This window comes from Pseudoalteromonas sp., from assembly GCF_041629635.1.
Classification (GTDB): Bacteria; Pseudomonadota; Gammaproteobacteria; order Enterobacterales; family Alteromonadaceae; genus Pseudoalteromonas.
The window spans coordinates 31,075-57,029 of record NZ_JBFKMX010000002.1 but is presented as its reverse complement, the minus strand read 5'-3'; the positions used below and the strand labels follow the sequence as shown (position 1 = coordinate 57,029).

Sequence of the window (25,955 nt, the reverse complement as noted above, 5' to 3'; positions counted from 1 at the left end):
GCAGTGAATGAACATATTGCTTCAGCATATTAAAAAATAATACTGGGAAGTGAGAGTGAATTTGCAAAAAGGTTTGCAACGTAAGTGCTAGCGCATTTCTGCAATCTAAAAAATGGGTTATTATTTTATTGATGATGCAGTAAGAGCTGCACGCTAACATTACAGTTATAATCGTTAACGGTTGGTTTGAAAGTGGGTCATGATGACCTTATCTGGTTCACGCCAATGGTTGGAATAGATAGCTATCTTTGGCAAGTATTACATTTAGTTGCGATGCGTCATTAATCGCTATGTAAAATTTGCTCTCGGGCGAGCTTAATGTTTTGCCAAAAACGCACAACATCACTTTTGTTTTTATTATAAAAGTGACGATTAAATGGCACATACCAGTAGGTGCGTTTTACAACACCTTGGCTACTAATTACATTATTATATTGATTCAATACTTTAACTCGCTCCATACCTATTCGTTTTTCAACTATATAACCATCTAGTCTTCCAAGGGCGACTTGCTGAATGCCTAAGTTAAGGTCGTAATCATTTTGCGCTGCGATATTATGTTGTTTTAAAAATTGCTCTAACACATAACCCGTAGGAGCCTGTAAACCATACATTTGGATATTTCTATAGTATTCGATATTGAATTTACCTTTTTCAGAAAATAATTTTCCTGCTAATTCAGCTCGATGAAGAAATGACCTATTTTTATACAGAATGATATAGTCAACTTCATTTAAGTAACTTTGTTGATCAGCGGGGTAGGCGAATTGTTTAGAGCGGTGTTCGGTTTTAATCATGGCAAATATGCCATCATAAATGCCATCTTTTACACCCTGTTTGCAACGTTTCCATGGTAAAGCAGTAAAAGAAAGCTCAATGTTCATAGTATTTGCGGCTTGATTTAAAATATCAATTAAGAGTCCAGAAGAAAGAGAATTTTCAGGGGCAACATAGATATAAGGTCGGTACTCTTTATCTTCATGACAAAGCCGCCATGGCTTTGCTATGCAATTAAAACAAATGACTAAGAGTAACAAGAGTTGAACTTTCAGTAGCATTTTATTTTTCGCTATTCAATAAGTTTTAGTATATGCAATTTAATCAATTTTTCTATTAAAGGGATCTACATCTGTGTCATACCAAATGAAGTTCCTCTCTTGCTGTCGTGTTTTATAGGTTTTTTTGGAAATTTATGTCAGAAGTTGATCATAAATACCTTTTGCTTTTATTGCTTTGATGACCTTCGTTATGCTTTAAATAATGTTTTATTGTCGGTGTATCAGATAAAGTGCTCTGCCAAGCAAGTATCAGCTTTCGATTTTGATACTCCAGAAATTTTTAAAAGCGCGTTTTTGAACTGGCTCGCCACAAAAGTAATAGCAGGACAAAAGCCTGAAGCACATAATTTTTCACAAGCAGTCAAAAGAAGTCCATTAAAAACCTTCATGATATTGTTTGAAAATGCCTAAAAAAACCTTGCCTATAGGCTTAGTGTGTTTGAAATAGATTCGTATTCAGAACAGGATTTGGCTAGCGTGGATAATTGATTAAAATGCAATTAAAAGTGCATATATTGACTTATAACTATCCGGCGTTAGCAGTTTAGTGTTAGAAAAGCTCTAGTATTGAATTATTTCTGGGTGCTCTTTCACAATATTGTGAATGGCATTGTCTAATGCATTTATAACATCAGACGATACTTGCGGATTGCAAGCAAAGCCTAAAAGGGATTTAAGTAATGGCTTTACTACCTTAAATTGATTTTCACTAATGTTAGCTCGTTCAAGTTGATAGCGTGCAATTACTTCACCATATGCGATAAAATCAACTCGTTTATGTTCAAGCATCTGGACCAGCTCATACCCTGTTTTTAAAAATACAAATTGGCTATCAGGGATGCCAAACTCCATTAATGTTTGATGACCAATGTCGTTTTTAACCACTCCAAATCGCAGATTTAAATCAGTTTTTAATTGTATCTCATCAACTGTTGAATCTGCATGACCAATAATAGCAACGGTATTTGGCATTACCGTGCCCAAGAAATTAAACACTTTTGCTCTTTCGGGAGTATACGTCATCGAAAATAAGCAGGCATTTTCTTCACTTTTTAACGTGTAATAAGCGCGTGTCCAAGGCATTATTCTGATATCTTCAGCCTGTAACTGCCAATTAAGTTGGGCATAGGCTTTTAGTAAAATGTTGACCGCAATCCCTTTTGTGCTACCTGTTTGATGATAATTAAAAGGTGGGTAATCTTCGGTGTACCAGTTTATTTTTGGATCAGGTGGGGTTGCAGATAAGTGAGGAATGCAAAAGGTAGCGCATAACAAGAGTAGGACTGATGATACCCTAAGTTTTAAAAATCTACGAAACACATCATTAACCAACAACAAAATAGCGATACACTTTATTCAGTTGAATTACCTTAATAGTGGCACAATTACACAAAACTGCTGTTTTTTTTATTGTTGCTTAAACGTTATTAGAGCAGTAGAAGTTTGTATATTAATCCCTTTGTTATACTCTAATTTGCTGCTTTTAAAACTAATGTTGCATTTTTTCCATCGCCTAAAATAGCAATATTCCCAGCCTTGGTAATAGCAATATCGCGTAACCTGCCAGATGTCTCAGGGAAAATAGCCGTTTGGCTTAGGCTGTTATTTGCTAAGTTTACAGCATAGACTTTTCTATCTACTAAGGTGGTTATTAATACTTGCTGTTGCAATGATGTAAATGCGGTATGTTTTGAGCCATAGTAGACCATGCCAGAGGGGGCAATTGAGGGAGTCCAATTTAGACTCGGTTGTTGCATGCCTTTATATTGCGTAAAGGGTGAAATAAGCGCTTGTGAATAGTCTTTACCATAAGTGATCACAGGCCAGCCGTAATTCATACCAGCGTTTATAAAATTAAGTTCATCACCACCTGCGGGACCATGCTCATGACTCACAATGCGCTTTGCATCGTAATCGAATACAAGTCCCTGCGGGTTACGATGACCAAAAGAAAACACCGCATGAGCATCTGGATTTTGATGTGCTATAAATGGGTTATCGTTAGGTAAAGTGCCATCTAAATTAATACGCAATATTTTACCCAGTTGACTGGTAATGACTTGCGCATGCTCACGGTAATCAAAGCCATCACCACTGGAAATCAGTAAGGTGTTGTCAGGTAAAATCAGGGCACGTCCTGCGTAATGCTGTGGTGTGCCTTTGTCGGTTGCAACAGTGTAGATAATACTTGGCTTTGAGAATACATTGTTATTAAATTGCGCTTTAGCAATTACCAAGCGATTTGACTTTAATGTACCTTGTGCGAAAGTGAAAAAAACGGTTTTAGATTGGCTATAATCGGGGGCTAAAAGTATATCAAGTAAACCACCTTGTCCTGCAAAGTATAAACCATCTAAATTAAGCTTTACGCGAACTTGTGTCTTGCCTTTTACGATAACGACATGGCCATCTCGCTCGGTAATTAACCACCTACCATCGGGTAACTCTACCATGCTCCATGGCGATTGCAGGCCAGAGGCCAATATATGTGTTTTGTATGACTCTAGAGGTAATGCTTCTGCTTTTGCCAATGAGAACGAATAAAAAACGCCGCAAGCAATATAGAACAACCATTGTTTGTATGCCAAGGCTTTGCTAGTGTTAAGAGATAACATTTTATTGAGTTCAACTAATTTTGTTACTATTAACACGCCTGCTACCTTCATTTTTTGTTGCCTGGTTGCTCAGTTTTTCTTTGGCTAGCTTGTTTCATAGCCTCTATGTTGTCAATCAGTTAGTTAATGTGGGCATTTTGGTGACATTTAATGACCGTGTGCATTTAATAATAGCTGATTGGCAAGGTTTGCTACTCACTTATGGAGCCATTATTGCAGTTGCGTATGCGCTGGCATTTTGGCTTGCGAATAGGATTAATCATAACGTAAATCAGCAAAAAGAACTTATTTACCTGCTGGCAGGATTGGGGGCGATAGCGATAGTTTTGATAGCTTCGGAGTCGATTATGCATGTTCACATTATTGCAGGTGCACGTGGGTGGGGGTTTTACGCTCAACTTCTTTCCGGCGCTGTTGGAGGACTGCTATTTGCTAGAATCAGTGCTGTGTTAGCTGTAAAAAATAATCATGAGATCAATTGTTAAGTAAATTTAAATTTCCTTCAATGACTAGTGAGCTTAGTAGAGCTTATTATCACCAAGTGATACTTCCATTTCATTATTGCTTTTCACTGGCCCACCGATCATTTCATCATATGCACTGTTTTGACGGATTACTTGTTTCTTGGCTTTAACGTTATTAAAGCGCTGTTGGAGTTGCAGTAGATTATGGTGCTTTATTCGTTCACCTTGCTCATCTGTAATGATGTATTCTTGCCCTTCAACTACAGCGCTAACATTGTAAAGTGCTAGGTCCAGACTATGGAATACTAGTTTTTCAACTTCAAAGTACTTTCCTAATTTGCTTAGTTTCATGCTGCGGCTCTTGATTTTATATAACAATTTTACGAAGCTCATTCTCAATTTGATCATGCTTGCAGCTAGTAAATACTTTAAATTATAAAATGGTGCTTTTTGGATTAATGAATGCTTTCATGGGATGCTTTACTAATACTAATGTTTATAGCTACTAAAGTTTAAATGATAATGTGGTTAGTTAACGAGCACACTCTGTATTCTATCAACCAATCGGAAAACTAATTGAAAATTGTGTTCCGACGCTAAACTCACTTGAACACCTAATTTCACCTTTAAGCTGTTGCGTGACAATATTGTAGACCAAATGCATTCCTAAACCGCAACCCCCTTTCTCACGATTTGTTGTGAAAAAAGGATCAAAGATATTTTGCAAAACCTCTGCTGGCATGCCGATGCCATTGTCACTTATTTTAATAAAAACCACGTTTGCTTGTAGCTTAACTGAAACGATGATCTCACCTTGTTTATCTGCACTAAAAGCGTGGATTAGTGCGTTATCAACAATATTGGTAACAATTTGTGCTATTGCACCAGGATAACAGTTTATCAAAATGTCTTTATCAAACGCATTGAAATTGATCTGGTGGGGACTATTGCTGAATTTAGGCTCTAGAGTGCGTATGATATCCTGAAGATACTGATTGAGTTCAACATTGCGTTTTTGTTCAGAAACTTGGTCGACAGATATTTGTTTAAAGCTAGATACTAACTCAGCTGTACGGTTGAGGTTATTTTTCAATATAAAACAGCTCTCACTCATCGACATTAAGTATGTGTCAAACTCTATCTTAGTTAATGTGTTTGTCTCAGCTTTTGCTAAAATTGCCGAGGTTTGATCTTCTAAATGAGATGAAGCAGTAATGCTGATCCCCAATGGAGTGTTAATTTCATGCGCAATGCCTGCAACTAAGCGACCAAGTGAGGCGTGCTTTTCTTGTTCTATCATTTGAGATTGCATTGACTTTAAACTATTTAGTGCATCTAACGCCTCCTGGGTCTTTAAGTTGAGCTCTGCGGTACGAAGTTTTACTTTTTCTTCTAATTCTGAATTTAATTGATCTATTTGAGATTTTGATTGGTGTAAAATATTATTTGATTCTTTAATGGTTTTGATATAGTCAATGACTTGCTCGTAAACCAAATTTAGTTCATCAACAATGGGTGTAAACTCATTCTCCTCAGTATAAGTTATTTGGTGAACACTGATTTTTCCTGATGCTTTATGAACAATGGACTTTTTGATGAGCTTCAACACCAGATCAAACGGATAAAATAAATACTTCAATAAAACAAACATCACAATAATAAACAGTGAGCCAATTAGTGCCCCACCAACTAGCGTGACAATCGAAATCTCTCTTACATCGTTAGTAATATCGGTGTGAGGACTGAAAGAACCAAAAATAAAACCACTTTGAGTTTCTACAAAGTACATATCAAACGCAATGCCATTTAAACTGACATTTCTGGCAATATTAAGACGTCCTTTCATTGAATTATCAATTGCTTGCTGCGCCCAATGAACGTTTGTTAATGGCTTCATTACTAAGTTTTTATCAAAGGGAAAACTGATAAGCATGTTTGATGTTTTATGAATTAGAAAAGGCCATGAATTTTTGGTGATCTTTACCTTACTGAGTAATTGAGTTAATTCAAACAAAGACCAATCAACGGTTGCCATACCTACAAAATGCTGTTGTTGGTTATAAATAGGGGAATCTACTGTCATCATTGGGGCAAAGCTTCCAGCCTCATCGATATAAGGTTCCGTCCAGACAGTGTGTTGCCTGAAATTGGCAGCTTGCTTTCCTAATCTATACCAATCTTGCGTGTGATAGTCGTACTCTGGCGTACTTAAGTCCCAACTAAAAATAACTTTATTTTGCTCTCTATATACATAAGGTCCGAAGTATTGTTCATCACTGATAATACTTGACGGTTCATACCACAATCCGCCCCCTAGGGCATGAGTGAAATATTTGAAATGATTGGTCAGTACCTGATTAAAACGCTGCTTTAAGATATTTGGTGGTAGTTTTTCATTTTGTTGTTGCAGGTATAAAGACGCACCATGCTGCGCTAAATTAAAGGCGCTTTGCTCCATAAGTAAGATAGAGTTATCAATACGCTCCATTTTAGATTCGAATATCTTTGATATTTCTTGCTTTTTTAAGGCTGACAATTCTTCGGTGTAAAAATAGTTATTAAAGAGCACAATAGATGAATATGCTAAAACTTCGAAAAGAATAACAAACAATAAAACACGAGTTTTAATATTTAAGCTTGGCATATGGTTTCGCTGAATTATTTTATGTATTAAGCATATAACAAAGTTAGCGTTCTGCTATTTAGATCGTTGTATTTAACTAACAATGTTATGCAGGTGATTACATATCTTAAATGAGCTAAGTGTAAATATATAAAAACTTGGCTTAAGAGTTGCGCGCAAGATCCACAAAAGTCCAGGGAAAATTAAAACCGCAAGGCTAATTAAAGACTAACCTACAGCGTATACTTTGAAAAATAACTAACAACGTCGAACTAACTAGAGTGTGGAAAGTTTGTTTTGATGATATTAATCAAGCCGTTGATTGGTTGTAGTCAGCAGGTTTTAACGCAACTACAACCAAAAAATGAGCATTTAAATCAAACCCTATCAAAACGCGAATTTAGCTGGGCGCTTGTTCAGTAAAGAATACTTTCAGCATATCATTCAATAAAGGCAGCCAGTTTTTCCAATTATGGCCCTCATTATTTTCAAAATAATGGACATCAAAATTGAGTTTTTCGAGTGAATCTTTAAATCGTCTTCCAGCCAAAATATTATCGTTTTTTGTGCCAAAACTAATAAACACCTGAGCAGGTTTTGGTTTTGCTTTATTATATGATTTTCTTATTACTTTGAGCATCTCAGTGTTGGCAGGTGAAAACATGGCAAGCCCACCAAAATAATCTGGGATCATTAAGCCAAAACACGCCGCATTCAATCCACCAAATGACACCCCCATAATAACATTATCCTCACGCTTTTTAGATGAAGGGTAATCTTGTTGAATTTGCGGCATCAACTCGTTGATAAAGAAAGCGGCATACTTGGAGTTACACATAAACTGATCATTACGTCGGTTTAGCGCTAAGTTATGCGGGTCGCGGCTATCAATAAACACACTAATAATTGGCTCAATATTATTGTTGCTGATATTTGAGGTGATTACCTCATGCAGTTTGCCAGTAAAGAGGAATGATTGCCCATCTACCACATAAAGAGTCTTAAACTGTTTACTTTGATCTAAATTGGCAGGCACATGGACCCGATACTGCAAATCATAACCGAGACTAGGGCTCGTAATGAGTAAATTTTTTGAAAGTGTATTGGCAATGAGTAAAGGCGGAGCCAGCAAAAATAATAACACAATAAGTCGTAAAATAGGCGTGTTGCACATGATAGCTCCGTGGTGATTTGATAGCTGATTCAAACGTGTATAGACACTCAGCTTTATTATAGATTGAATCTAAAAAGCCAATTAATATTGTTTTAGCACAGCGTAGCACCTCATTTCAAAATACAAATGCAACAAGGTTGTTCAATTTTAACAATCACTTTAAAATGAATTTAAATTACCGAGCAAAACAATGGGCGATTAGATTGATGCTAAATGGTCGAAAAATAGTCCAATTAAATTCAAAACTAGGTGTTTAAATTGTGATTGATGAGTTCGCATCGCTATAAAAGGCATAATGATAAACACCTGCCACTATGTTGCGAAAAATCCTGATGGAAAATTTATTGATATCACAATTGAAATTGCATTACCTGAGCCAGATCTTGAGATTGGTGGTGATTCTCGCTGTAAAGAGTCAATTGCGGCACTAGAGATAGAACAGTACGCCTTTGGTGTAGATGATATTCAAGCACATTGCTTGAGTTCAAAACTGTTGCAATTAAGGCTGATTGAAAAGCAAAAACCAAGGTTGGCAGTTTTATTATCCTAGTTACTTAGACCAACCTTTAGACTTTAATAATGGCTTCTTTTAAAAACGTTTTTAAATTATTTAAGTAGCATATTCGTTGCCATAACCACTAAAAGCCCTGCAAACATTTTTTTAATGGTGGCAACGGGTAAATGATGTGTCGCTTTTGCACCAAGTGGAGCGGTAAACCAAGAAGTACACACAATGCCAAAAAGTGCAGGTAAATATACAAAGCCTATAAATCCATGACTCATTGATAATTGGCTACTGCCAGAGGTGATGTAACCCAATGAGCCAAAAATCGCAATCACAATGCCACACGCAGATGCGCAGCCAATGGCTTTTTTCATATCTAGAGAAAAAAACGTGAGCAAAGGGACCAACAATGCGCCACCACCAATACCTATCATGGCTGATAATCCCCCCGTTATTGTGGTCAAAACAGTTAAAACCCCTTTGCTTGGTAGTTGACGTTGGCTTGGCGCCACATTTTTACTCGAAAAAAACATTTTAGCTGCGATAAGCACTACGCAAACGGTAAAAACAATTCGCACAATTTTATCAGGCAGAAGGGAAGCTAAAAAGCCACTTATCAGCGCACCAAATGCCACACCAACCATAATCCAAGGGGCTATCTGCCAAGGAACGTTGCCATTTTTATGATGCGCTAATGCTGATGATGTCGACGTGAATAAAATCGAAGCAAGGGAGGTCGCAATCGCGCACACTACAACTTGTTCAGCGGGCAAAACATTAAAATAAAGCAAAATAATACTTAAAATAGGCACAATAACTAACCCACCGCCGATACCCAATAAGCCCGCGAGAAAGCCAACGACACTGCCGAGTAATGCGCAGGATATAACTATTATTAGTAACTCGTTCATTCCATTTATCCCTGTTTTAGAAAGCCTAATGTCATAGCTAAATGCCTGCAGCAGATTAAAAAAGCTCTTAATTCAATAGAATAAAAGCTTAGGTTTGAATACTGCTTTAGCAATCTAAATAGCGTTTTAGCTAGTTATGCAAATGGCTTATTGCTGTGATGTGCCGCGCAGTATAGCGATTTCTTTATAGCCACTTGATACACAAAAATATTGAAATTGCTGAATATTATTCATATTGAAATTGAAATTAATTCAAAGTGGATGTCTGGATGGCTAGGTGTTTATATTTAGTTGGGTTGTTGAATTTAATTCATCTAATAAAAGTCACAAATTTACCCTTAGACGCTTTAAAAAATTGAAGGTTGTTCATGTTTTAAGTGAAATAAAACCGTTTTTTTTCATGTTGTGATCTGCGTATAAATCACTCCAGCGTTTCTTCAACAAAGATGTGAGCTTGTTATTTTCATGCCCTTTGGCACTTAACACAGCTACTTGGTTGAATATTGAAAGCGACACAAACTCAGGACTTATACTCGAAAAATGGACACACACTGTCATGAATAACGATTTTACCTTTACCATTAAAAGCCAAGCGCTTGATGAAAATTATTTACCATCCAATAGCACGCGTATTACTACAAATTTTGCCAACTTAGCGCGTGGTGAAAGTCGTCAGCAGAATTTACGTAATGCACTCAAAATGATTAACAGCAATTTTAATGCATTAGCACATTGGGATAACCCAGAGGCGAACCGCTATGCTGTTGAACTTGAAATTATCTCTGTGGATATGGCTATCGCTGGCAGTGAAACTGCATTTCCATCAATTGAAGTATTAAAAACCACAGTGGTTGATCACCTTACTAATGAGCGTATTGAAGGAATTGTTGGCAACAACTTCTCGTCTTATATACGCGATTATGATTTTAGTGTGCTGTTGTTTGAACATAATAAAGGACGCAACGGTTTTAGCATTCCAGAAAAGTTTGGTGATTTGCACGGTAAGTTATTTCAAACGTTTGTTAAATCAGATGCCTATAAAGCACATTTTAAAAAGCCACCAGTGATTTGTTTGTCTGTTTCAGATAACAAAGTGTATCAACGTACAGACAACCAGCACCCGGTGTTAGGCTATGAATATGTGCCAAATGAAGCATCATTAACCGAGCAATATTTCCAAAAAATGGGCTTGCAGGTTCGCTATTTTATGCCAGCAAACAGTGTTGCGCCATTAGCCTTTTATTTCTTTGGTGATTTATTAAATGATTACACAAACTTGGAATTAATCAGCACGATTAGCACAATGGCAACCTTCCAAAAGATTTATCGTCCTGAAATTTATAATGCAAATGCGGCTGCTGGAAATCGCTATCAGCCAAATTTAAAAAACCAAGATCATTCTTTAACGCAAATTGTTTACGACCGTGAAGAGCGCAGCCGTTTAGCAATAGAGCAAGGTAAATTTGCCGAAGCGCACTTTATTAAGCCGTACAAAACAGTTCTTGAAAAGTGGTCGGCGAATTTCGCTTAAGAAAAGATTAGGACATTATTTAGCATGAAAGTATTACTACCGACGTCTACTGCGGGCAGCTTACCTAAACCGCGTTGGCTTGCAGAACCTGAACAACTTTGGTCACCGTGGACATTAACAGGCGATGCGTTAATTGATGGTAAGCAAGATGCGCTGCGCGTGACATTACATGAGCAGCAATTAGCTGGGGTGGATATTGTCAGTGACGGCGAGCAAACCCGCCAACACTTTGTAACCACCTTTATTGAACACTTAGCAGGTGTGGATTTTGAAAACCAAAAAACGGTGCGTATTCGTAACCGTTATGATGCCAGCGTACCCACTGTGATTGGGCCAGTTTCAAGAAAAGCGCCAGTGTTTGTTGATGACGCTAAATTTTTGCGTACGCAAACAGATAAACCAATAAAATGGGCGTTACCAGGCCCAATGACAATGATTGATACCTTGTATGACGACCACTACAAAAGCCGCGAAAAATTAGCATGGGAATTTGCCAAAATCCTTAATCAAGAAGCAAAAGAATTAGAAGCGGCAGGGGTTAATATTATTCAGTTTGATGAACCGGCATTTAATGTGTTTTTTGACGAAGTAAATGATTGGGGCATTGCGTGCTTAGAGCGAGCAATTGAAGGCCTAAGCTGTGAAACCGCTGTGCATATTTGTTATGGCTATGGTATTAAAGCCAACACTGATTGGAAAAAAACATTAGGCAATGAATGGCGCCAATATGAAGAGGTTTTCCCTAAGTTACAACAATCAAATATCGATATTATTTCGCTTGAATGTCATAACTCACGAGTACCGATTGAATTACTCGCGTTGATCCGAGGTAAAAAAGTGATGGTTGGTGCGATTGATGTTGCTACTAATGAGGTTGAAACACCAGAAGAGGTTGCCAATACTCTTCGAGAAGCACTGAAATATGTCGATGCTGATAAACTTTATCCATCAACCAACTGTGGCTTAGCGCCTTTATCGCGTGAAGTTGCAAGGGGCAAACTGAGCGCACTTGCAGCCGGCGCAGCTATTGTGCGAGCTGAGCTCAATGCCTAGTTAAACACTTATTTAATGTGTGAAAGCGTTGCTTAACATGCTAACGGTTTTATCATTTCTGCCAAGCTAGAGGGTAAACTCGCAATACACTATACTGTCAGTTCGTCGCATTAATGATCGTGCAATAACGTCTTGCTGTATAACAAAGAATATATTTTAAGGAGTAAGCATGGGCTTGTTTTTAAATAAAATATTTTCTTATGGTTTTATGAGTTTGTTGCTCGTTAATGCATCCCAGCTGATGGCTGATGACAATAAGCTGAACTGGCACAATGAAGCTGACTTGCCGATTGCGATGCAAGAAATTTACCCTGTAACCTTTAACCAACGCATAGTGGTTGGCGGCGGATTTGTTCCTTCAGATTCGCCCAGTTTTAAAAGCGTTGGTCCAACTACAGCCGTTTTTCTGTTAAATCCCTCTAGACAACGATGGCGTCAGCTACCAGAACTGCCAGAAGCAAGGCACCACCTTGGAATGATAAGTAACCAGCATTATTTGTATGGTATTGGCGGATTTACTGGTAACAAAGACTCGGCATGGCAAATTCAAAACACGGTTTTTCGTATTGATGGTAACTTGCAGCGATGGCGTAATGCTCCAAATTTACCAATCCCATTAGCCGAATCAAGTTATGCAAGTATAGGTAAAAATGTTCATGTTATAGGTGGCCGAACGGTATCAAATGAATCGGGTAGTAACATTGATACCAATGCACATTATATTTTAGTGAATAACGCCTATTGGCGAAAAGCAAAGCCTGCCAGTATTTTAAGAAGCTCAGCAGCGAGCGCAGTAATAGGTAACCAAATTTATGTCATAGGTGGTCGTAGTTACTCACCGGAATTAAAAAATTTAAGTTACGCAGAAGTATATGACGTAAACACGGATAGTTGGTCCCAAATTGCACCATTGCCGATTTCAGCAGCAGGGCTGGCTGCGACAGTTTACAACGGCAAGTTAATTGTCTCAGGGGGTGAAGCATTTACTAAACAAGAAGGTAAACTTGTTGGCGACACGTTCGATACTGTTTGGCAATATGATCCAAACACAGATCAATGGCAAAATATTGGTAAATTGCCAAAACCTCGCCATGGTCACGGAAGTGTAGCTCTCAATGAGCAGATCTATATCATTGGTGGCGCTGCGAAAGCTGGAGCACAAGAAACACTCTCATCGGTGATAAAACTACGTAAATAAGCGATGAGAGCAGTTAGATATAACTGCTCTCTAAACTTTACTGATTACTTTTTCAAAAGCGCATCAAGCTTAGCTTCTAAGCGCAGAATATCTTCTTTTGTTGCAAAGGTTTGCTCTGGTTTACCTTCTTCCTCATGCATTACTTGCATGGCATCAACAATAATACCAATAAAAAGGTTAAGTACTGCAAAGCTGGTAATAATAATAAATGGCACAAAGAACAACCATGACTCAGGGAAGAGCTCCATGGTGGGGCGCACAATACCCATTGACCAGCTCTCAAGGGTCATAATTTGGAATAGTGTATAGGCCGATTCGCCAATACTACCAAACCATTCTTGCATATTGGCATCTGGGTGCTGGCCAAATAGCTTAGTGGCAAGAACAGCTGATACATAAAAGATAATGCCAAGCACACCAATCACCGATGCCATTCCTGGCAGCGAGTGACCTAGTGCACCAATAACACGGCGCATTTGCGGCACCACTGAGAAAAGTCGCAATACCCGTAATATCCTAAATGCTCGAAGCACTGATAGTGCACCGCTGGTTGGTGCCCACGAAATCGCAACAATAATAAAGTCAAACCAGTTCCAGCCTGATTTAAAAAATTGACCGCGATACACGACTAACTTCAGTACCAGCTCAATAGTAAAAATTAGCAGAATTACAAAGTCGATGATATGTAAGGTGGCAGCGTTGCTTTTGCCAAGTTGTGTTGTTTCAAGCCCCAATGTAAAGGCGTTAAACAAAATGACCGCAACAATAAAATTATTGAAAAATTTTGCTTCAACTAGCGTTTTCAATGGTGAAACAAGTGATTTAACGAAAGACATACACATTAAAAATTAAACACGGTTAGCTAGCATAATCTGGGTTTGATAGCTTTTTTTCAAGTTTAATTATGATCTTAATATTAGGGTTGTTGGTTTGTCTTAATGCTCTAAAAACAGTTGTTTGCAAATTAGAAAACATCTGTTTTTAAAGCTGAAAAGGGTTTTAAAGAAAAACATACTTACATTTTATTGAATAACTTTTATGTTTAATCAGGTCTTCACACACAAGATTTATTTAATGTGATTGTGTAGTTTTATGAAGTTTATATCTGAAAAGCAGCTAAGTTTTAGTTTGCTGGCTTTATCAAGTTTACTAATGGCAATTAGTACGTTGTTACTTGGTAAAGATCTAAGTATTGAGCGGGTTATCGGTTTTTACTTTTTTGATAATGTGTCAAATGCCAATAACGGCAGTGTATTGGCTGCATGTGCTTTTCTTGTGGTAGCGGCGTTGGTATTTTTTAGTCTTCGTGATGATAAATATGAGCGTTTTCTCGCTTATGCTTTATTACTGACAAGTTTCGTACCGCTTATTACGCTCTTTGACAGTAACCGCTGGATTGAATCACTTGGTGGTTTTCCTGCAATTGGCTCCGGGCAGGGTATTATCAAGTATTTTGCACTGCTTGCCATAGCAATTCATTTATTATCAAAAGGTGTTTTAAACCTATCTCAGCAAAAAATAGTGCAGCTATTTCCTGTGGTATTAGTGCTTCTTTGGATTGGTGGTATGAAGTTTACCGAAATAGAAGCGAAGGGCATTGAAGATATAGTGGTATCGTCACCATTGATGGGCTGGATGTATCAACTCTGGTCGCTGCAAATGACATCAAATATTATCGGTGTGTATGATTTAGTCGCGCTTACGTTATTAATATTGTCACTTCGCTATAGGGTATTACTTTTACCTGGGCTATTAATGGCTGGCGCAGTAATGATCACAACACAAACATTTCTCTTTACATGGCAAGGCGCACTTTCTAGCGAGTCGGTATTGACATCTGGTGGCCAGTTTTTAATTAAAGACGTGTGGTTTATTGCTAATTTAACGCTTTATTATGGGTTATCAAAACAAACAAAATGACCGGGGAAACCTTAGCTGGTTAAATACCATAACCAGCTTTAATTTTGTCATATAGCCCCGATGCCTTTGATGCTTTTATGCATTTGTCGAGTGTATTTAAAAATGCGTTTTTATCCTTTATACGAGAACTTTTTTTAGACACTGCTACAAAGTAGTCTTTGGTTTGTATATCAAAATCCATAGCAATGATGTCTTCACGCATACCTAATGTTGTCGAAAGCCAATAAACAGTGTCCACAGTATTAACAAACGTATCAATCTTTTGGTCATATAATAGTGTGATTAAACTGACATTAGTTGTGACACTTCTTACATAGCCAGAATCCAATTTATTTTCTAAATAACTTAAATAGTCAGAGGAGTACTTAAGCCCTTGTAAATGACCAATGCGAAGTCCTTTGAAATCTTCTATAGAATGTATTTCAAAAGGGGATTTCTTATTAATAAACGGCTTGTAACTAGTCTTAAAAATGGGCTCTTTACCAAAGTTTAAAAACGATTCGCGACTGGGTTTGTAAGAGTAGATATGCAGATCGATTTTGCCTGATTCGATGTAATTTCGCATACGTTTAATAGGATGATAAGCAAAGCGCGCTTGGTAACCCGTTTTGGGCAGGCAAAATTTAAGCACTTCTTTGGCAAAGCCAATTGGCTGATAACGTTCACCTTTAAAAAAATAAGGCGGCCAATCTGGGTCGTTAATAATAATTTCTTGGGCTGCTAATGTGTTGCAAAAAGCCGTTACAATAAATAAAAAAATTGCCGCTAGTTGACGCATCGCTTTTTAAACTTAAAAAATATGTTTATTAAGTATAGAGTTTAGATGTTTTTCTAGTTTGGTGTAATCCATTGACTCTTTAATGAAGAGAAATAGCCACTCTTCTTTAAATGATTGATTGCGCCATTAAGCTTAGAAACCACAGACTCACCAGATGATCTTTTACTTACCATAATCACTATGTCAGCACTGTAAATAGGTAAGGGATGCGCTTCAAATTTATTCCAAAGCTGATACTTTTTAATAAAGGCATACATAGTGTAAGGGTCAACCAGCAGTCCATCGAGATGGCCTTTTAAAAACAATGAAACATTTTGCTCAAGATCAATAGCTTCAATAATGTTTTCTTTGAAGTCATGTTGTTGAATAAGTTGATCATATTCCTCGCCATAATAATAACCGCTTTCCACGCCAATAATGTAATCACTGCCAATTAAGTCTTCAAGAGAGTTCATTTTGATTGACTCGCTGGTGCCTTTTTTAACAAAGAGTTTCACTGTTTCTTCGCGATAAGGCTCACTAAAATAAGCATACTCTGCACGTTCAGTTGTTTTTGACGCGCCCATTGCTAAGTCGACTTTACCTGTTTTAATAAAATGAAGGTGGGTTTTCCAAGGTATTTCAGCAATGGTAAAAGGCAGGTTAGCCTGTTTCATTATGGCTTTAAAAGCGTCGATATCGAGGCCAACCAATTCACTGTTTTTATTATGATATTGATAGGGATACCAGAGCTCCCAGCCAGCTGATAGTTGTTTAGAATTAACGTTAAAAATAGATAAGCATGTTGTTAATATTATTATCGTTTTAAGCATTTTGATTATTGATTTATACTTCTTTGATTATAGTATTGACGAAAATTATTAAAATTCAAATTTACGAATTACTGACACCTTCTTAATTAAAATTAACATATTAGTAGTATTAACTTACTTGCTGATGTTGCTTTTTATATTCAGAGGCCGTTTGACCCACAATCTCTTTAAAGGCTTTGCTAAAGGTAACGCGATTGGCAAAGCCCGATTCAAATGCAATACGCTCTAAGGGCCAATGAACACAGTTATCTTCAATCAATGAAATAGCGTGTTTAATGCGATAGCCATTAATAAGTTTATAAAAATTGGTCTTCATACTTTGGTTTATTACTTGCGAAAGGGTGTGGGCTTTAATCTCGGTTTCGTCAGCAAGCATAGTTAGGGTGAGTTTGTCGTTTAAATAAAGCTGTTTAACTTTAATTTGTTGTTCTAAGTGCTTTGCAAGCTGATTACATTGCTGCTCATTTAAGGCAGAGTGAAAGTATTTTATATTGCTGGATTCATCGTTCTCTGAAGATGGATTTTGCTGTACTAGAGCATGCTCTTCTTTACTCATTAATAAATCAGTTTTTTGTAGCGCGACATAACCAATTGCTAACACAATTAGGGCGACAAATAACAGCCAAACATTACTTACTAAGGCAAGGGTGCCTACAGCAAAAAACTGCTGTGCGACAAATAGAGCTACCCACACTAATTCGAGAGCGAGTAGTGACATCACAAGAAACTTAAGTTGTTTTAACACCGCCGTGCTATTATCTGCACGTAGGGTGTCGCACACGTCTTCAAACTTTTGAATATGCTGCCAACTTAAATACAGGTAAATACTCAAATGAGTTTTGATTGCTAAGAATAAAAAAATAAATTTCAGCGGTAAAGTACGTGCTTCAGTTTGCGAAAGCACAAATTGCCACATGTTAATTTTAGCATCGAGCGATTGAAAAACAGAAGGTGCGTTGTAACACCATAACGAAATAGCTGGTATAAAATGAAGCGCCAGTTGCAGTGGTTTAGGTTTTTCTTCACCTACCATCATACTGATATAAACAAATACTAGCGGCCCTATCAGCAACACTTCACCAGGCAGTAAATCCATTAAATGTGCTAAGTGGGTATATAAACCTAAATAGAGTGCACCGCCTTCAAATAACTTATAGCAGATAATGAAGCAGACGATTGAGAGCCATTTTGCTGAGTCGGTATGAGAGTTACTTGCTTTTTTCCATAAGCTGATAGCAAGCATGATTGCATGACTAAATGCAACAAAATAAATTATTCCTAATACCGTCTGAGACATAATTCTTCCGAAAGCGTAATGATTGACTACTTAGTTTAAGTCCACATTAAAAGCATGTGTAAGGTTCAAGCTAGTTTTACAGTTTATTATTTATCTTTATATGTTTCAGCATAAAAAGATAGCCCAGATTAATAGTAGAAAGGGGTTGTTTTTACTGTGTGTGCTGAAAGCCTTTCTTGAAAATAGGTTTTTTAAATTATTTAAAATCAATAGTTTGCGTTTTAATTTGTTAATCTCAAATTAGCTTTACACACAAAAAATGTTAATAAGTAACCTTATTTATCGAATTAACTTTTAAGGATAAATAATGTTTACTTTGTTTAAAATTAGTCGCTTTTTACTGTGTGCTTTTGTTGTTTTACTGAGTAGCTTTCCTCTAGCTGCTGCTGCCAAAAATGACTCAAAAACGTTTTCACAGCAAAAACACTACCGCCATATTATGTTCCGCGAAACGCCTTATGCATCGTATCGAGGTATTCACCTAATATCAGATAAAGTGTCCGAGACAAGTGCGCATTATCAATTTAGCTATGATGACAAAGGGCGCGTTAACGAAATACGTTATCAGATGGGGCAGCAACTCATTAGAGATAATGAAGTTTGGGATTCGTTTATTTGGTTTGCCCCAAAAGTAAGTATTAGTTACCACAAAGATAAAGAAATTCACACTTATTATAATGCACAAAATCAGCAAATTTCAGCACATGGTAATGTGTTTAAAGCTGTTTATGCACATGATGACAGTGGTAAACGAATTGCACTCAGTTTTTTTGATGAAGCAGCAAACCCAGTTGAAAGCGCATGGCGGATACACCGTTATGAATGGCGACATGAAAATGGCAAAGTATATGAAAAACGCTTCAATTTAAAAAATGAACAACAACCACTGCGCCCTGAATTTAAATTTTATGAGGTCGAACTGACCTATGATGAAGACAACAAGCTCACTTTCGTAAAAAACTTAGGCTTGAAGGGCACACCTACCAACAATGACAGTGGTGCAGGCATTGATCGTATTATTTACGACCAGCATGGCAATTTCACTCGCTGGCACGTTTATAGCAAAGATGGCAATCCGGTGGAAGGTAATCGCCCGATGGTGCATATCGGAGAGCATCTTTACGATGAATTTGGTAACAAAGTAGGGCTAAGAGGGTTTGATAAGTTTGGTAATCGTAAAGCCTTTAGTTGGGGGGCGTTTGAGCATAAAAGTACTTATTACCCGAATGGCAATCAAAAAAGTCATCAGATTTTTGACGAAACTGAGCAATTAAGTCGTCATTTACACCTGGAATATAACCAAGCGCAATCACATATATCGTGGTTAAAATCGCTCGATGAAAATAACCAATTAACAGCAAGTCCTATGCTCGGAGGTGCCGCTGCACTGAAATATGAATACCTTGATGATGGAAGCCGAAGCCCCACTTTGTTTAATAGCGATTTAAGTGAATTTAAAGCGCCAAAAACCAAAACAGGTGAATAATGTTAATAAGGCTGTTACTAATAAACAGTGTTGTATTGCTCACATCTGGTTATGCTAAGGCGAACGAATCTCACTTTGATGATGGTTTTAACGCCTTAGTTACTGAAGTAACACATCAGCCGTATTTGTCGCCGCAACTTGATTTTGCAAATGCGATAACGGTACTTAAAAATCAGCCGAAGATATCTGAGCACGCCCTTAAAGATTGGCAGGAGCAGCTTACAAACCATAAGCCGCAAACGCACTGCGATAAAATTGCTTATAACAGCTTGGCAAAACAGCTCAAGCTGATAGAAAAGCGAGAGAAGTTGAAAGCAGGGCTAAGTCAAAATAGTCGTTATCAAGGCAGTTTTAGTAGCTTACCAAATGGCCGTGAGTGGTACTTACACTGGCTAGATACGTGGCTAATGGACGATATCACTCCCTCACTACTTAAAGAAGTTGCACGTGCTGAACTTGAAAATGCGTTTGCAGAATATCAAAAGCTAAAAGCAGAGGGAGTTGAAGGTGATACAAATACAATTTCAGCGAAAGAGCATAACCTTATTGTTGACGCATTTCGAAAACGAGAGGCAGTTGCAAAAGCCAGTTTACATCGCTTATTTGCACTCAGTGATTTTGACGCACCTTTAACCATTGCCGCATCTGGGTTGCCAGAGAGTTTCCCTGCACCAGGTATTTATGACAATCAAAGCCAAACGTTTTTGTACCACCCTCATAGTGGAGTAATGAATCCTTCGCATTTTGATTGGCTTTATTTACACGAGGGGATCCCAGGGCATCATCTACAATTTAATGTTGCTCAAAAGCAAAGTCTTTGTCCAACAAATGCGTTTGCACCGATTACGTTTGTAACGAGTGAAGGGTGGGCGGCTTATGTCGAAACTTTGGGCAAAGAAATCGGCTTGTATCAAATGAAATCCTCTGAGGCTTATGCATTAAGCTGGCGAGTGCTACGTGCACTTCGGGTATTGATTGATATTGGTATTCATTACGAAAATTGGTCAGATGAAAGAGCACAAATTATTTGGCAAAAATATCTGCCAGAGCAGCAAGAAATAATGCAGCGAGAAATTAAGCGAATTAAAAATTGGCCTGCTCAAGTGATTACCTATGTGTACGGTAAATACTTAATTGAAAAGGCCATTGAACCACACGCTAATAATCGCACTATTGCGCTAAATCACGTGCTTAGATTAAGTAATCAAATGCCGTTAGCACTTTCACATTTAGATGCATTTATGCCAACAAATCAGAAGAATAATTAAGTGATAACTATGAAAATAAGCAAATCAATTTTATTACTTTTAACTACCCTTAGTGTCTTTAACCCTTATACAAAGAGTTATGCGATTGAAACGAAAACTACAGTTTTAAATGAGTTACCAAGAGCCACTCTATTAGGTGTTATGCCTAACCAAAGTGCTGATAATCAAGGGGTTACACTTGCTCATATTGCACCAAACAGTACGGCATCAACACTTGGATTAAAGGTGGGTGATGTGATAACCGAAGTGAATGGAGTAAAAACAAATGACTTTCAAGCGCTTCTTTCAAATGTAAGGCCGCTTAAATCTGGTGATGATATTCGCATCTCGTTTTTACGCGATAAAAAAGCGCTAACGGTATCAAATAAAATGCAGCCAAGGCCATACGAAATAAGCGATTATGCACACGTTGAATACAATGCCGTTAGTTATGAAGGCAATACACTTCGCAGTATTGTGCATGTGCCAAAACACTTAAAGACATCGCAACAAGCGCCTGCTATTTTCTTTATTCAGGGCTACACCTGTGACTCCATTGACTATGGCATGCTGCCAAACATCACCACACGACAAATGATTGATCAATTCACCCAAGCAGGCTATGTGGTATACCGTATTGAAAAGCCAGGAATGGGTGACAGTATTTCCGAAAAGCCTTGCCGAGATATTGACTTTACAACAGAGTCAAAGGCGTTTTTGCAAGGCTTAAATGCTTTAAAAGCACATGCACAAGTTGACCCAGAAAATGTGTTTTTATGGGGGCATTCACTAGGTGTATTACATGCCCCAGTAATTGCTAAACAGTCTCCAGTGAAAGGCATTATAGGTTTTGGTGGAGTGTTAAAGGGCTGGTATGACTATATGCTTGATATTTATTCTAAGCAGTCAGTCAAACACTTTAATGTGAGCGAAAGCCAAGCGCGTGAAAATACGGAACTCGTAACGCCTTTTTTAAATTTGTGGCTAAATACTGATACCCCATGGCAACACATCGTTAATGACGAGCGTGTTAAAAAAGCGATTGCTGCAAACTTAGTAGATATTAACGTCGAGTTATCAGTTAACCGTCATTACAGCTTCTTTAGGGATTTAAACCGCTATGACTTTAACAAGTTGTGGCAAGAATTAGATACTCCAGTGCTTATGATGCACGGCAGTCTAGATATTCAAGCCATTGAACCCACTTGGGCATTTGATATTGCAAAGTTAACAGCTAAGGAACAAAGTAAAGGGTTACTCATTGATAAAGCAGAGCATGCATTTATGCGTTTTGACAGTAAAGAGGCGTATTTAGAAGCCCGTCAGTCACGGCAATATAATCCAACATATCCGAAGGATTTATTTGATCCAAGAATTGGTGAACATACTCTAAGTTGGCTTGCACAATTTAAAAGTAGCGAAGCTACAAAAATATAAAAAGGGCTAGAAAGGGGAGTTTACTTCCCTTTTTCTTTTGACCAAATACCACTTTCGGTTTTGCCTTGGAAATCGATATTTGACTCATCAAAGCTAATTGGCTGCTTCTCTTTTAATTGCGTTTGATAGTCTTTGGTTAAATTAACGATAGTTGGCGTTAATAAATAAATGGCATAGACATTGACTAAGGTCATTAGGCCCAAAGCCACATCAGCCATGCTCCACACCAACTTTAATGATGCGCTGGCGCCCCAAAATACCATTAATAAATAAGCAAGGGTATAAAGCGTGCGCCCAATTTTATTATCAAGCTTAAATAAATGCAGATTACTCTCAGCATAGGCATAATTTGCCACCACAGAAGTAAATGCAAATAAAGTAATGGCTGCGGCAATAAATACCTCGCCCATATCACCCATATGGCTGGTCATCGCATTTTGTGTCAGGCTGATACCTTCCATATCGCCACTTACGTGCGCATCAGAGAGTAAAATAATTAAAGCAGTACAAGTGCATAGCACAATGGTATCAATAAAAACACCAAGCATTTGCACATACCCTTGTGCTACCGGGTGGTTAGGGTTAGGTGCAGCGCCAGCTGCTGCATGTGGCACACTGCCAGCGCCTGCCTCATTTGAATATAACCCCCGTTGAATACCGTTTTTGATTGCAGCGCCAAAGGCACCAGCACCAGCTTCATTTAAACCAAATGCACTGGTGATAATATCCCAAAGCATAGCGGGCAATAGGGAAATATTCATTGCGGTGACAATTAATGCCGTTAGGATAAATGCAATGCCCATAAATGGCACAATTCTTTCAGCAAATTTGGCAATGCTACGCAGTCCACCAACAACAATGATGCCAGCTAACACTGCGATGACTAACCCAGAATAATGATTGGGTATTTCAAAAGTATTATTTAGTGCCTCAGCAATGGTATTGGCCTGCATTGCACTGAATGAAATGCCGTAACCTAAAAACAAACAAAGCGCGAATAACACAGCAAGCCAAGGTTTGTTTAAACCAAGTTTGATATAGTAGGCAGGTCCGCCACGGAATTCGCCGTTTTCATCGCGAACTTTATAAAGCTGGCCTAACACACTTTCTGCAAAGCCTGTCGCCATGCCAAGTAATGCAATAACCCACATCCAAAAAACGGCGCCACTACCACCAAGTGAAATAGCAACAGCAACCCCCGCTAAATTACCAGTTCCAACGCGTGCTGAGAGTCCTGTGCAAAGTGCTTGAAACGAGCTAATACCAGATTGATTGCTCTGCATGCTGGTTTTCATCACCATCAGCATATGTTTGAAATGCCTAAGCTGAATAGCACGTAATTTATAAGAAAACCAAAAGCCAGCAGCCAGCAAAATAACAATAAGCAGTTGCCCTTGGCCCCAAAGTAGATTGTTGATTGGGTTAATGATATTGCTTAGCATATTAAGTCACTTTAGCGTTAACGATTTATTAACACTAAAGCGTTGAAGCGTGCTGTACAATCGCAAAAAATTAATAAGGCTAATATTTAACAATTAATCTGTTGTTGTAATTAGTTAAAAGTTAACAGTTAACCCTAGCACAATGCGTCTTTCTGCTTGCGGTAAACGAGAGTTATACCAGCCCTGACTACCACTCCAAGCTTTTGGGTTATCTTGGTCAAAGCCAATATCATCAAATAAGGCCGCATTTACTAATGGGTCATTCGCATCAGCATCGCGTATACCCGGGTGGTAATACTCTTTATCAAATAAATTTGTTACGCGTAAGCTGAACTCGACTTTATCTAATTTAGGCAATGAAAACTGTAATGCGAGATCAGTCACTCCATAGCCTGGAATTTCATCAAGAGGGTTAGAGTCTATCGTTTTACGTTTATCAACTAGACGTGTTTTTAGATTAATATTTACATAATCATTGGCGTGCCAATTTAAAATAAGCCAGAGTTTACTGGTCGCTATATCACCAATGGAGGCAGTACCTGTAGGTGTTTGCTTTATAACATCAATAACATCTTCATCTAGTTGCAAATAATGTGTGGCATAGAGGTTAACCTGCCAAGCACCATAATCCGTGTCTTCAAGAGATTTTACAAAGTGATAATCAATACCCGTCACATTACGCGCGCCAATGTTTTCAGCGCCACCAAGCGTTGTCACAATACTATCAGTATTTTTAATGTGATAAAGAGACAGTAAATGTTGATAGTTATGGCCTTGATAGGCGATGCTAGATTCAATGGTACGTGAGCGCTCAGGACTTAAGTTAGGATCTGCACCTAATCCACTCCAAGCACCATATAAATTGCGCGGAGTTGGCTCGTGGTATGCCTCACCGTACATCAACTTAAGATTCCATTTTTGATGATTGTAAATGTAAGCACCGCGTAAGGTTGTTTCACCTCCGTAAATATTATTATTGTCATAGCGCAGACCACCACTCAACATGTGTGATTGTCTGTATTTGTATTCACCTTGCAGATAAAAGCCAAAATCTCGCCAAGTCTCTCGGTTAGAGTCATCGCGATAGGCCCCTGATGCCGGGTTAGGTAAGGTTGGCAGTGGTGCTAAGGGAGAAATCGGCTCCCCACCTGATAATACATAAGAGCGTTGTAAATCTTGATAATCATATTTGACACCAGTTAGGAATTTAACCTTATCATTGAGCTGATAATCTAAATCTTGATTAAATGAGAAGGCATGATTTTTGGTTAGCCAATATTGAAAGTACGTCATCCGCGCAGACTCGTTGGGAGCAAGAAGAATGCCTCCAATATTTTGCGTAATAGCACTGGTGTTTGTCACATTCCACGCCTCTACGTCATAACCATCTCCCTTGACGCCATCGCTTTGAGCATGAAAACGAGAGCGAGATTCAAGTTGAGCTGATATCTTTTTGGTATATTTTAAGGTGGCACCATATTGATATATAGGCCATTTACCAGAAGCTGGCAGTCTGTCTGAAGGATAAGTGGCGCCGTAGCCATTTTGTTCTAATAGATAAAAAGAGGAAAGTTCAATATCTCCTAATGAAACATAGGCCTCGAAGCCAAGACGCTTGGTTTTAGAGCTAAACTGATTTGACATAACATTGCTGCTATCGACAAACTCTCCCCAAAGTTCAGAGTTGTAATGTTGATCTTGCAGCCAATAATTAGCGTTGTTGTCGATGCGATCTGCTACATCAAAATCTTCATAATGCATACTAAAACGCGTAGAGAATAAATCACCTTGATATGCATAACTCATATCAAAGTTGATATCGCCATTAATACTACTCCTTGTATTAGCTGTAAAACTTGCCCCTGATTGTTGTGGTTTTCTAGTGATAACGTTTACAACGCCCATAAAGGCATTTGCTCCATAAATCACCGAAGCTGGACCATAAACAATTTCAATTTGTTCAATACTGGTTAATGGGAATGAAGATATTTGTGTTACTTGATTAAAGTACAAACTGTTGACTGTAACACCATCAACCATCACCAAGAATGGTGTACCAATAGTATAGCGATAGCCGCGCATATAGTTCGAGAAGAAGGAATCGCCGTGGGTGTAAATCATTTCCATGCCAGGTAAATCTAGAAAGATCTCATCTAAACTTTCGTAGCCTCGGTTCTGAATGTCCTCCTTGGACACAACAATTACAGTCGCAGGTGCATTTTTAATATGTTCGCCACGGTTAGATGCCGTGGTTATTTCTAATTCAAATAAGTCATTGAGGCTCAGATCAAATACATCTTCATATTCAGATGCACAGAGTAAGGGCGCAAAAACAAAGTAAGCCGAAGCCAATAAAAATCGTTTCATAAATCGACAAAAAGTGTATTTTCAAAACGTTATAAAT

22 protein-coding genes are annotated in these 25,955 nt (G+C 38.1%); 9 read left to right on the top strand and 13 right to left on the bottom strand.

Annotated elements, in window-relative coordinates:
* Window positions 1-281: 281 nt before the first annotated feature.
* From ABYD77_RS00575 to ABYD77_RS00565, 3 genes are all read right to left on the bottom strand, one after another.
* Window positions 282-1,058, bottom strand: a complete 777-nt coding sequence (locus ABYD77_RS00575) for a substrate-binding periplasmic protein (protein WP_372765957.1) — start codon at window positions 1,056-1,058, stop codon at window positions 282-284.
* Between the two features lie 561 nt (window positions 1,059-1,619).
* Window positions 1,620-2,378, bottom strand: a complete 759-nt coding sequence (locus ABYD77_RS00570) for a substrate-binding periplasmic protein (protein WP_372765955.1) — start codon at window positions 2,376-2,378, stop codon at window positions 1,620-1,622.
* A gap of 149 nt (window positions 2,379-2,527) precedes the next feature.
* On the bottom strand, window positions 2,528-3,709 hold the full coding sequence (locus ABYD77_RS00565) for a PQQ-dependent sugar dehydrogenase (protein ID WP_372765953.1): 1,182 nt from the start codon (window positions 3,707-3,709) through the stop codon (window positions 2,528-2,530).
* Here ABYD77_RS00565 and ABYD77_RS00560 point away from each other — a divergent pair.
* Window positions 3,694-4,158, top strand: a complete 465-nt coding sequence (locus ABYD77_RS00560) for a hypothetical protein (RefSeq protein WP_372765951.1) — start codon at window positions 3,694-3,696, stop codon at window positions 4,156-4,158. The two genes, ABYD77_RS00565 and ABYD77_RS00560, sit on opposite strands and share 16 nt — an antisense overlap.
* 33 nt (window positions 4,159-4,191) lie before the next feature.
* On the opposite strand, the gene ABYD77_RS00555 is transcribed toward ABYD77_RS00560, so the two are convergent.
* The 3 genes from ABYD77_RS00555 to ABYD77_RS00545 form a co-directional block, all read right to left on the bottom strand.
* Window positions 4,192-4,488: a DUF6482 family protein gene (locus ABYD77_RS00555; protein ID WP_372765949.1), complete on the bottom strand. Its 297-nt coding sequence runs from the start codon at window positions 4,486-4,488 to the stop codon at window positions 4,192-4,194.
* 205 nt (window positions 4,489-4,693) lie between these two features.
* Window positions 4,694-6,781 carry an ATP-binding protein gene (locus ABYD77_RS00550; RefSeq protein ID WP_372765947.1) on the bottom strand — a complete coding sequence of 696 codons (2,088 nt, stop codon included), beginning with the start codon at window positions 6,779-6,781 and terminating at the stop codon, window positions 4,694-4,696.
* 379 nt (window positions 6,782-7,160) lie between these two features.
* Window positions 7,161-7,934: an alpha/beta hydrolase gene (locus tag ABYD77_RS00545; RefSeq protein ID WP_372765945.1), complete on the bottom strand. Its 774-nt coding sequence runs from the start codon at window positions 7,932-7,934 to the stop codon at window positions 7,161-7,163.
* 295 nt (window positions 7,935-8,229) lie between these two features.
* On the opposite strand from ABYD77_RS00545, the gene ABYD77_RS00540 reads away from it, so the two are divergent.
* The gene (locus tag ABYD77_RS00540) at window positions 8,230-8,484 is read left to right on the top strand and encodes a hypothetical protein (protein WP_372765943.1); all 255 of its coding nucleotides are present in this window, start codon (window positions 8,230-8,232) and stop codon (window positions 8,482-8,484) included.
* A 56-nt stretch (window positions 8,485-8,540) separates the two neighbouring features.
* On the opposite strand, the gene ABYD77_RS00535 is transcribed toward ABYD77_RS00540, so the two are convergent.
* Window positions 8,541-9,350, bottom strand: coding sequence for a sulfite exporter TauE/SafE family protein (locus ABYD77_RS00535; RefSeq protein ID WP_372765941.1), 810 nt, complete (start codon window positions 9,348-9,350; stop codon window positions 8,541-8,543).
* Window positions 9,351-9,906: 556 nt separating this feature from the next.
* Here ABYD77_RS00535 and ABYD77_RS00530 point away from each other — a divergent pair.
* The 3 genes from ABYD77_RS00530 to ABYD77_RS00520 all read left to right on the top strand — a co-directional run bounded on the left by ABYD77_RS00530 (window position 9,907) and on the right by ABYD77_RS00520 (window position 13,132).
* A complete protein-coding gene (locus ABYD77_RS00530) occupies window positions 9,907-10,881 on the top strand; it encodes a DUF1852 domain-containing protein (RefSeq protein WP_372765939.1) in 975 nt (324 codons plus the stop codon).
* 24 nt (window positions 10,882-10,905) lie between these two features.
* Window positions 10,906-11,934 carry a methionine synthase gene (locus ABYD77_RS00525; protein ID WP_372765937.1) on the top strand — a complete coding sequence of 343 codons (1,029 nt, stop codon included), beginning with the start codon at window positions 10,906-10,908 and terminating at the stop codon, window positions 11,932-11,934.
* A 169-nt stretch (window positions 11,935-12,103) separates the two neighbouring features.
* Window positions 12,104-13,132 (top strand): Kelch repeat-containing protein, encoded by a 1,029-nt coding sequence (locus tag ABYD77_RS00520; protein ID WP_372765935.1) that lies wholly within the window; start codon window positions 12,104-12,106, stop codon window positions 13,130-13,132.
* A 44-nt stretch (window positions 13,133-13,176) separates the two neighbouring features.
* Here the strand turns inward: ABYD77_RS00520 and ABYD77_RS00515 are convergent, their stop codons facing one another.
* The gene (locus ABYD77_RS00515) at window positions 13,177-13,968 is read right to left on the bottom strand and encodes an ion transporter (protein WP_372765933.1); all 792 of its coding nucleotides are present in this window, start codon (window positions 13,966-13,968) and stop codon (window positions 13,177-13,179) included.
* Between the two features lie 256 nt (window positions 13,969-14,224).
* Here ABYD77_RS00515 and ABYD77_RS00510 point away from each other — a divergent pair, with 256 nt between their 5' ends.
* On the top strand, window positions 14,225-15,052 hold the full coding sequence (locus ABYD77_RS00510) for a DUF417 family protein (RefSeq protein WP_372765931.1): 828 nt from the start codon (window positions 14,225-14,227) through the stop codon (window positions 15,050-15,052).
* Window positions 15,053-15,071: 19 nt separating this feature from the next.
* Here the strand turns inward: ABYD77_RS00510 and ABYD77_RS00505 are convergent, their stop codons facing one another.
* From ABYD77_RS00505 to ABYD77_RS00495, 3 genes are all read right to left on the bottom strand, one after another.
* On the bottom strand, window positions 15,072-15,830 hold the full coding sequence (locus tag ABYD77_RS00505; protein ID WP_372765929.1) for a substrate-binding periplasmic protein: 759 nt from the start codon (window positions 15,828-15,830) through the stop codon (window positions 15,072-15,074).
* A 53-nt stretch (window positions 15,831-15,883) separates the two neighbouring features.
* Window positions 15,884-16,642 carry a substrate-binding periplasmic protein gene (locus ABYD77_RS00500; protein ID WP_372765927.1) on the bottom strand — a complete coding sequence of 253 codons (759 nt, stop codon included), beginning with the start codon at window positions 16,640-16,642 and terminating at the stop codon, window positions 15,884-15,886.
* Between the two features lie 109 nt (window positions 16,643-16,751).
* Window positions 16,752-17,939: a helix-turn-helix domain-containing protein gene (locus tag ABYD77_RS00495; protein WP_372765925.1), complete on the bottom strand. Its 1,188-nt coding sequence runs from the start codon at window positions 17,937-17,939 to the stop codon at window positions 16,752-16,754.
* 307 nt (window positions 17,940-18,246) lie between these two features.
* On the opposite strand from ABYD77_RS00495, the gene ABYD77_RS00490 reads away from it, so the two are divergent.
* The 3 genes from ABYD77_RS00490 to ABYD77_RS00480 are packed head-to-tail and all read left to right on the top strand — an operon-like array spanning window position 18,247 to window position 22,109.
* Window positions 18,247-19,425: a hypothetical protein gene (locus ABYD77_RS00490; RefSeq protein WP_372765923.1), complete on the top strand. Its 1,179-nt coding sequence runs from the start codon at window positions 18,247-18,249 to the stop codon at window positions 19,423-19,425.
* The gene (locus ABYD77_RS00485) at window positions 19,425-20,693 is read left to right on the top strand and encodes a DUF885 family protein (RefSeq protein WP_372765921.1); all 1,269 of its coding nucleotides are present in this window, start codon (window positions 19,425-19,427) and stop codon (window positions 20,691-20,693) included. The genes ABYD77_RS00490 and ABYD77_RS00485 overlap by 1 nt, the downstream gene beginning before the upstream one ends.
* Window positions 20,694-20,702: 9 nt before the next feature.
* A complete protein-coding gene (locus tag ABYD77_RS00480; protein WP_372765919.1) occupies window positions 20,703-22,109 on the top strand; it encodes a PDZ domain-containing protein in 1,407 nt (468 codons plus the stop codon).
* Between the two features lie 20 nt (window positions 22,110-22,129).
* Here the strand turns inward: ABYD77_RS00480 and ABYD77_RS00475 are convergent, their stop codons facing one another.
* On the bottom strand, window positions 22,130-23,551 hold the full coding sequence (locus ABYD77_RS00475; protein WP_372765917.1) for an alanine/glycine:cation symporter family protein: 1,422 nt from the start codon (window positions 23,549-23,551) through the stop codon (window positions 22,130-22,132).
* A 114-nt stretch (window positions 23,552-23,665) separates the two neighbouring features.
* Window positions 23,666-25,918, bottom strand: a complete 2,253-nt coding sequence (locus tag ABYD77_RS00470) for a TonB-dependent receptor plug domain-containing protein (RefSeq protein ID WP_372765915.1) — start codon at window positions 25,916-25,918, stop codon at window positions 23,666-23,668.
* Window positions 25,919-25,955 lie beyond the last annotated feature (37 nt).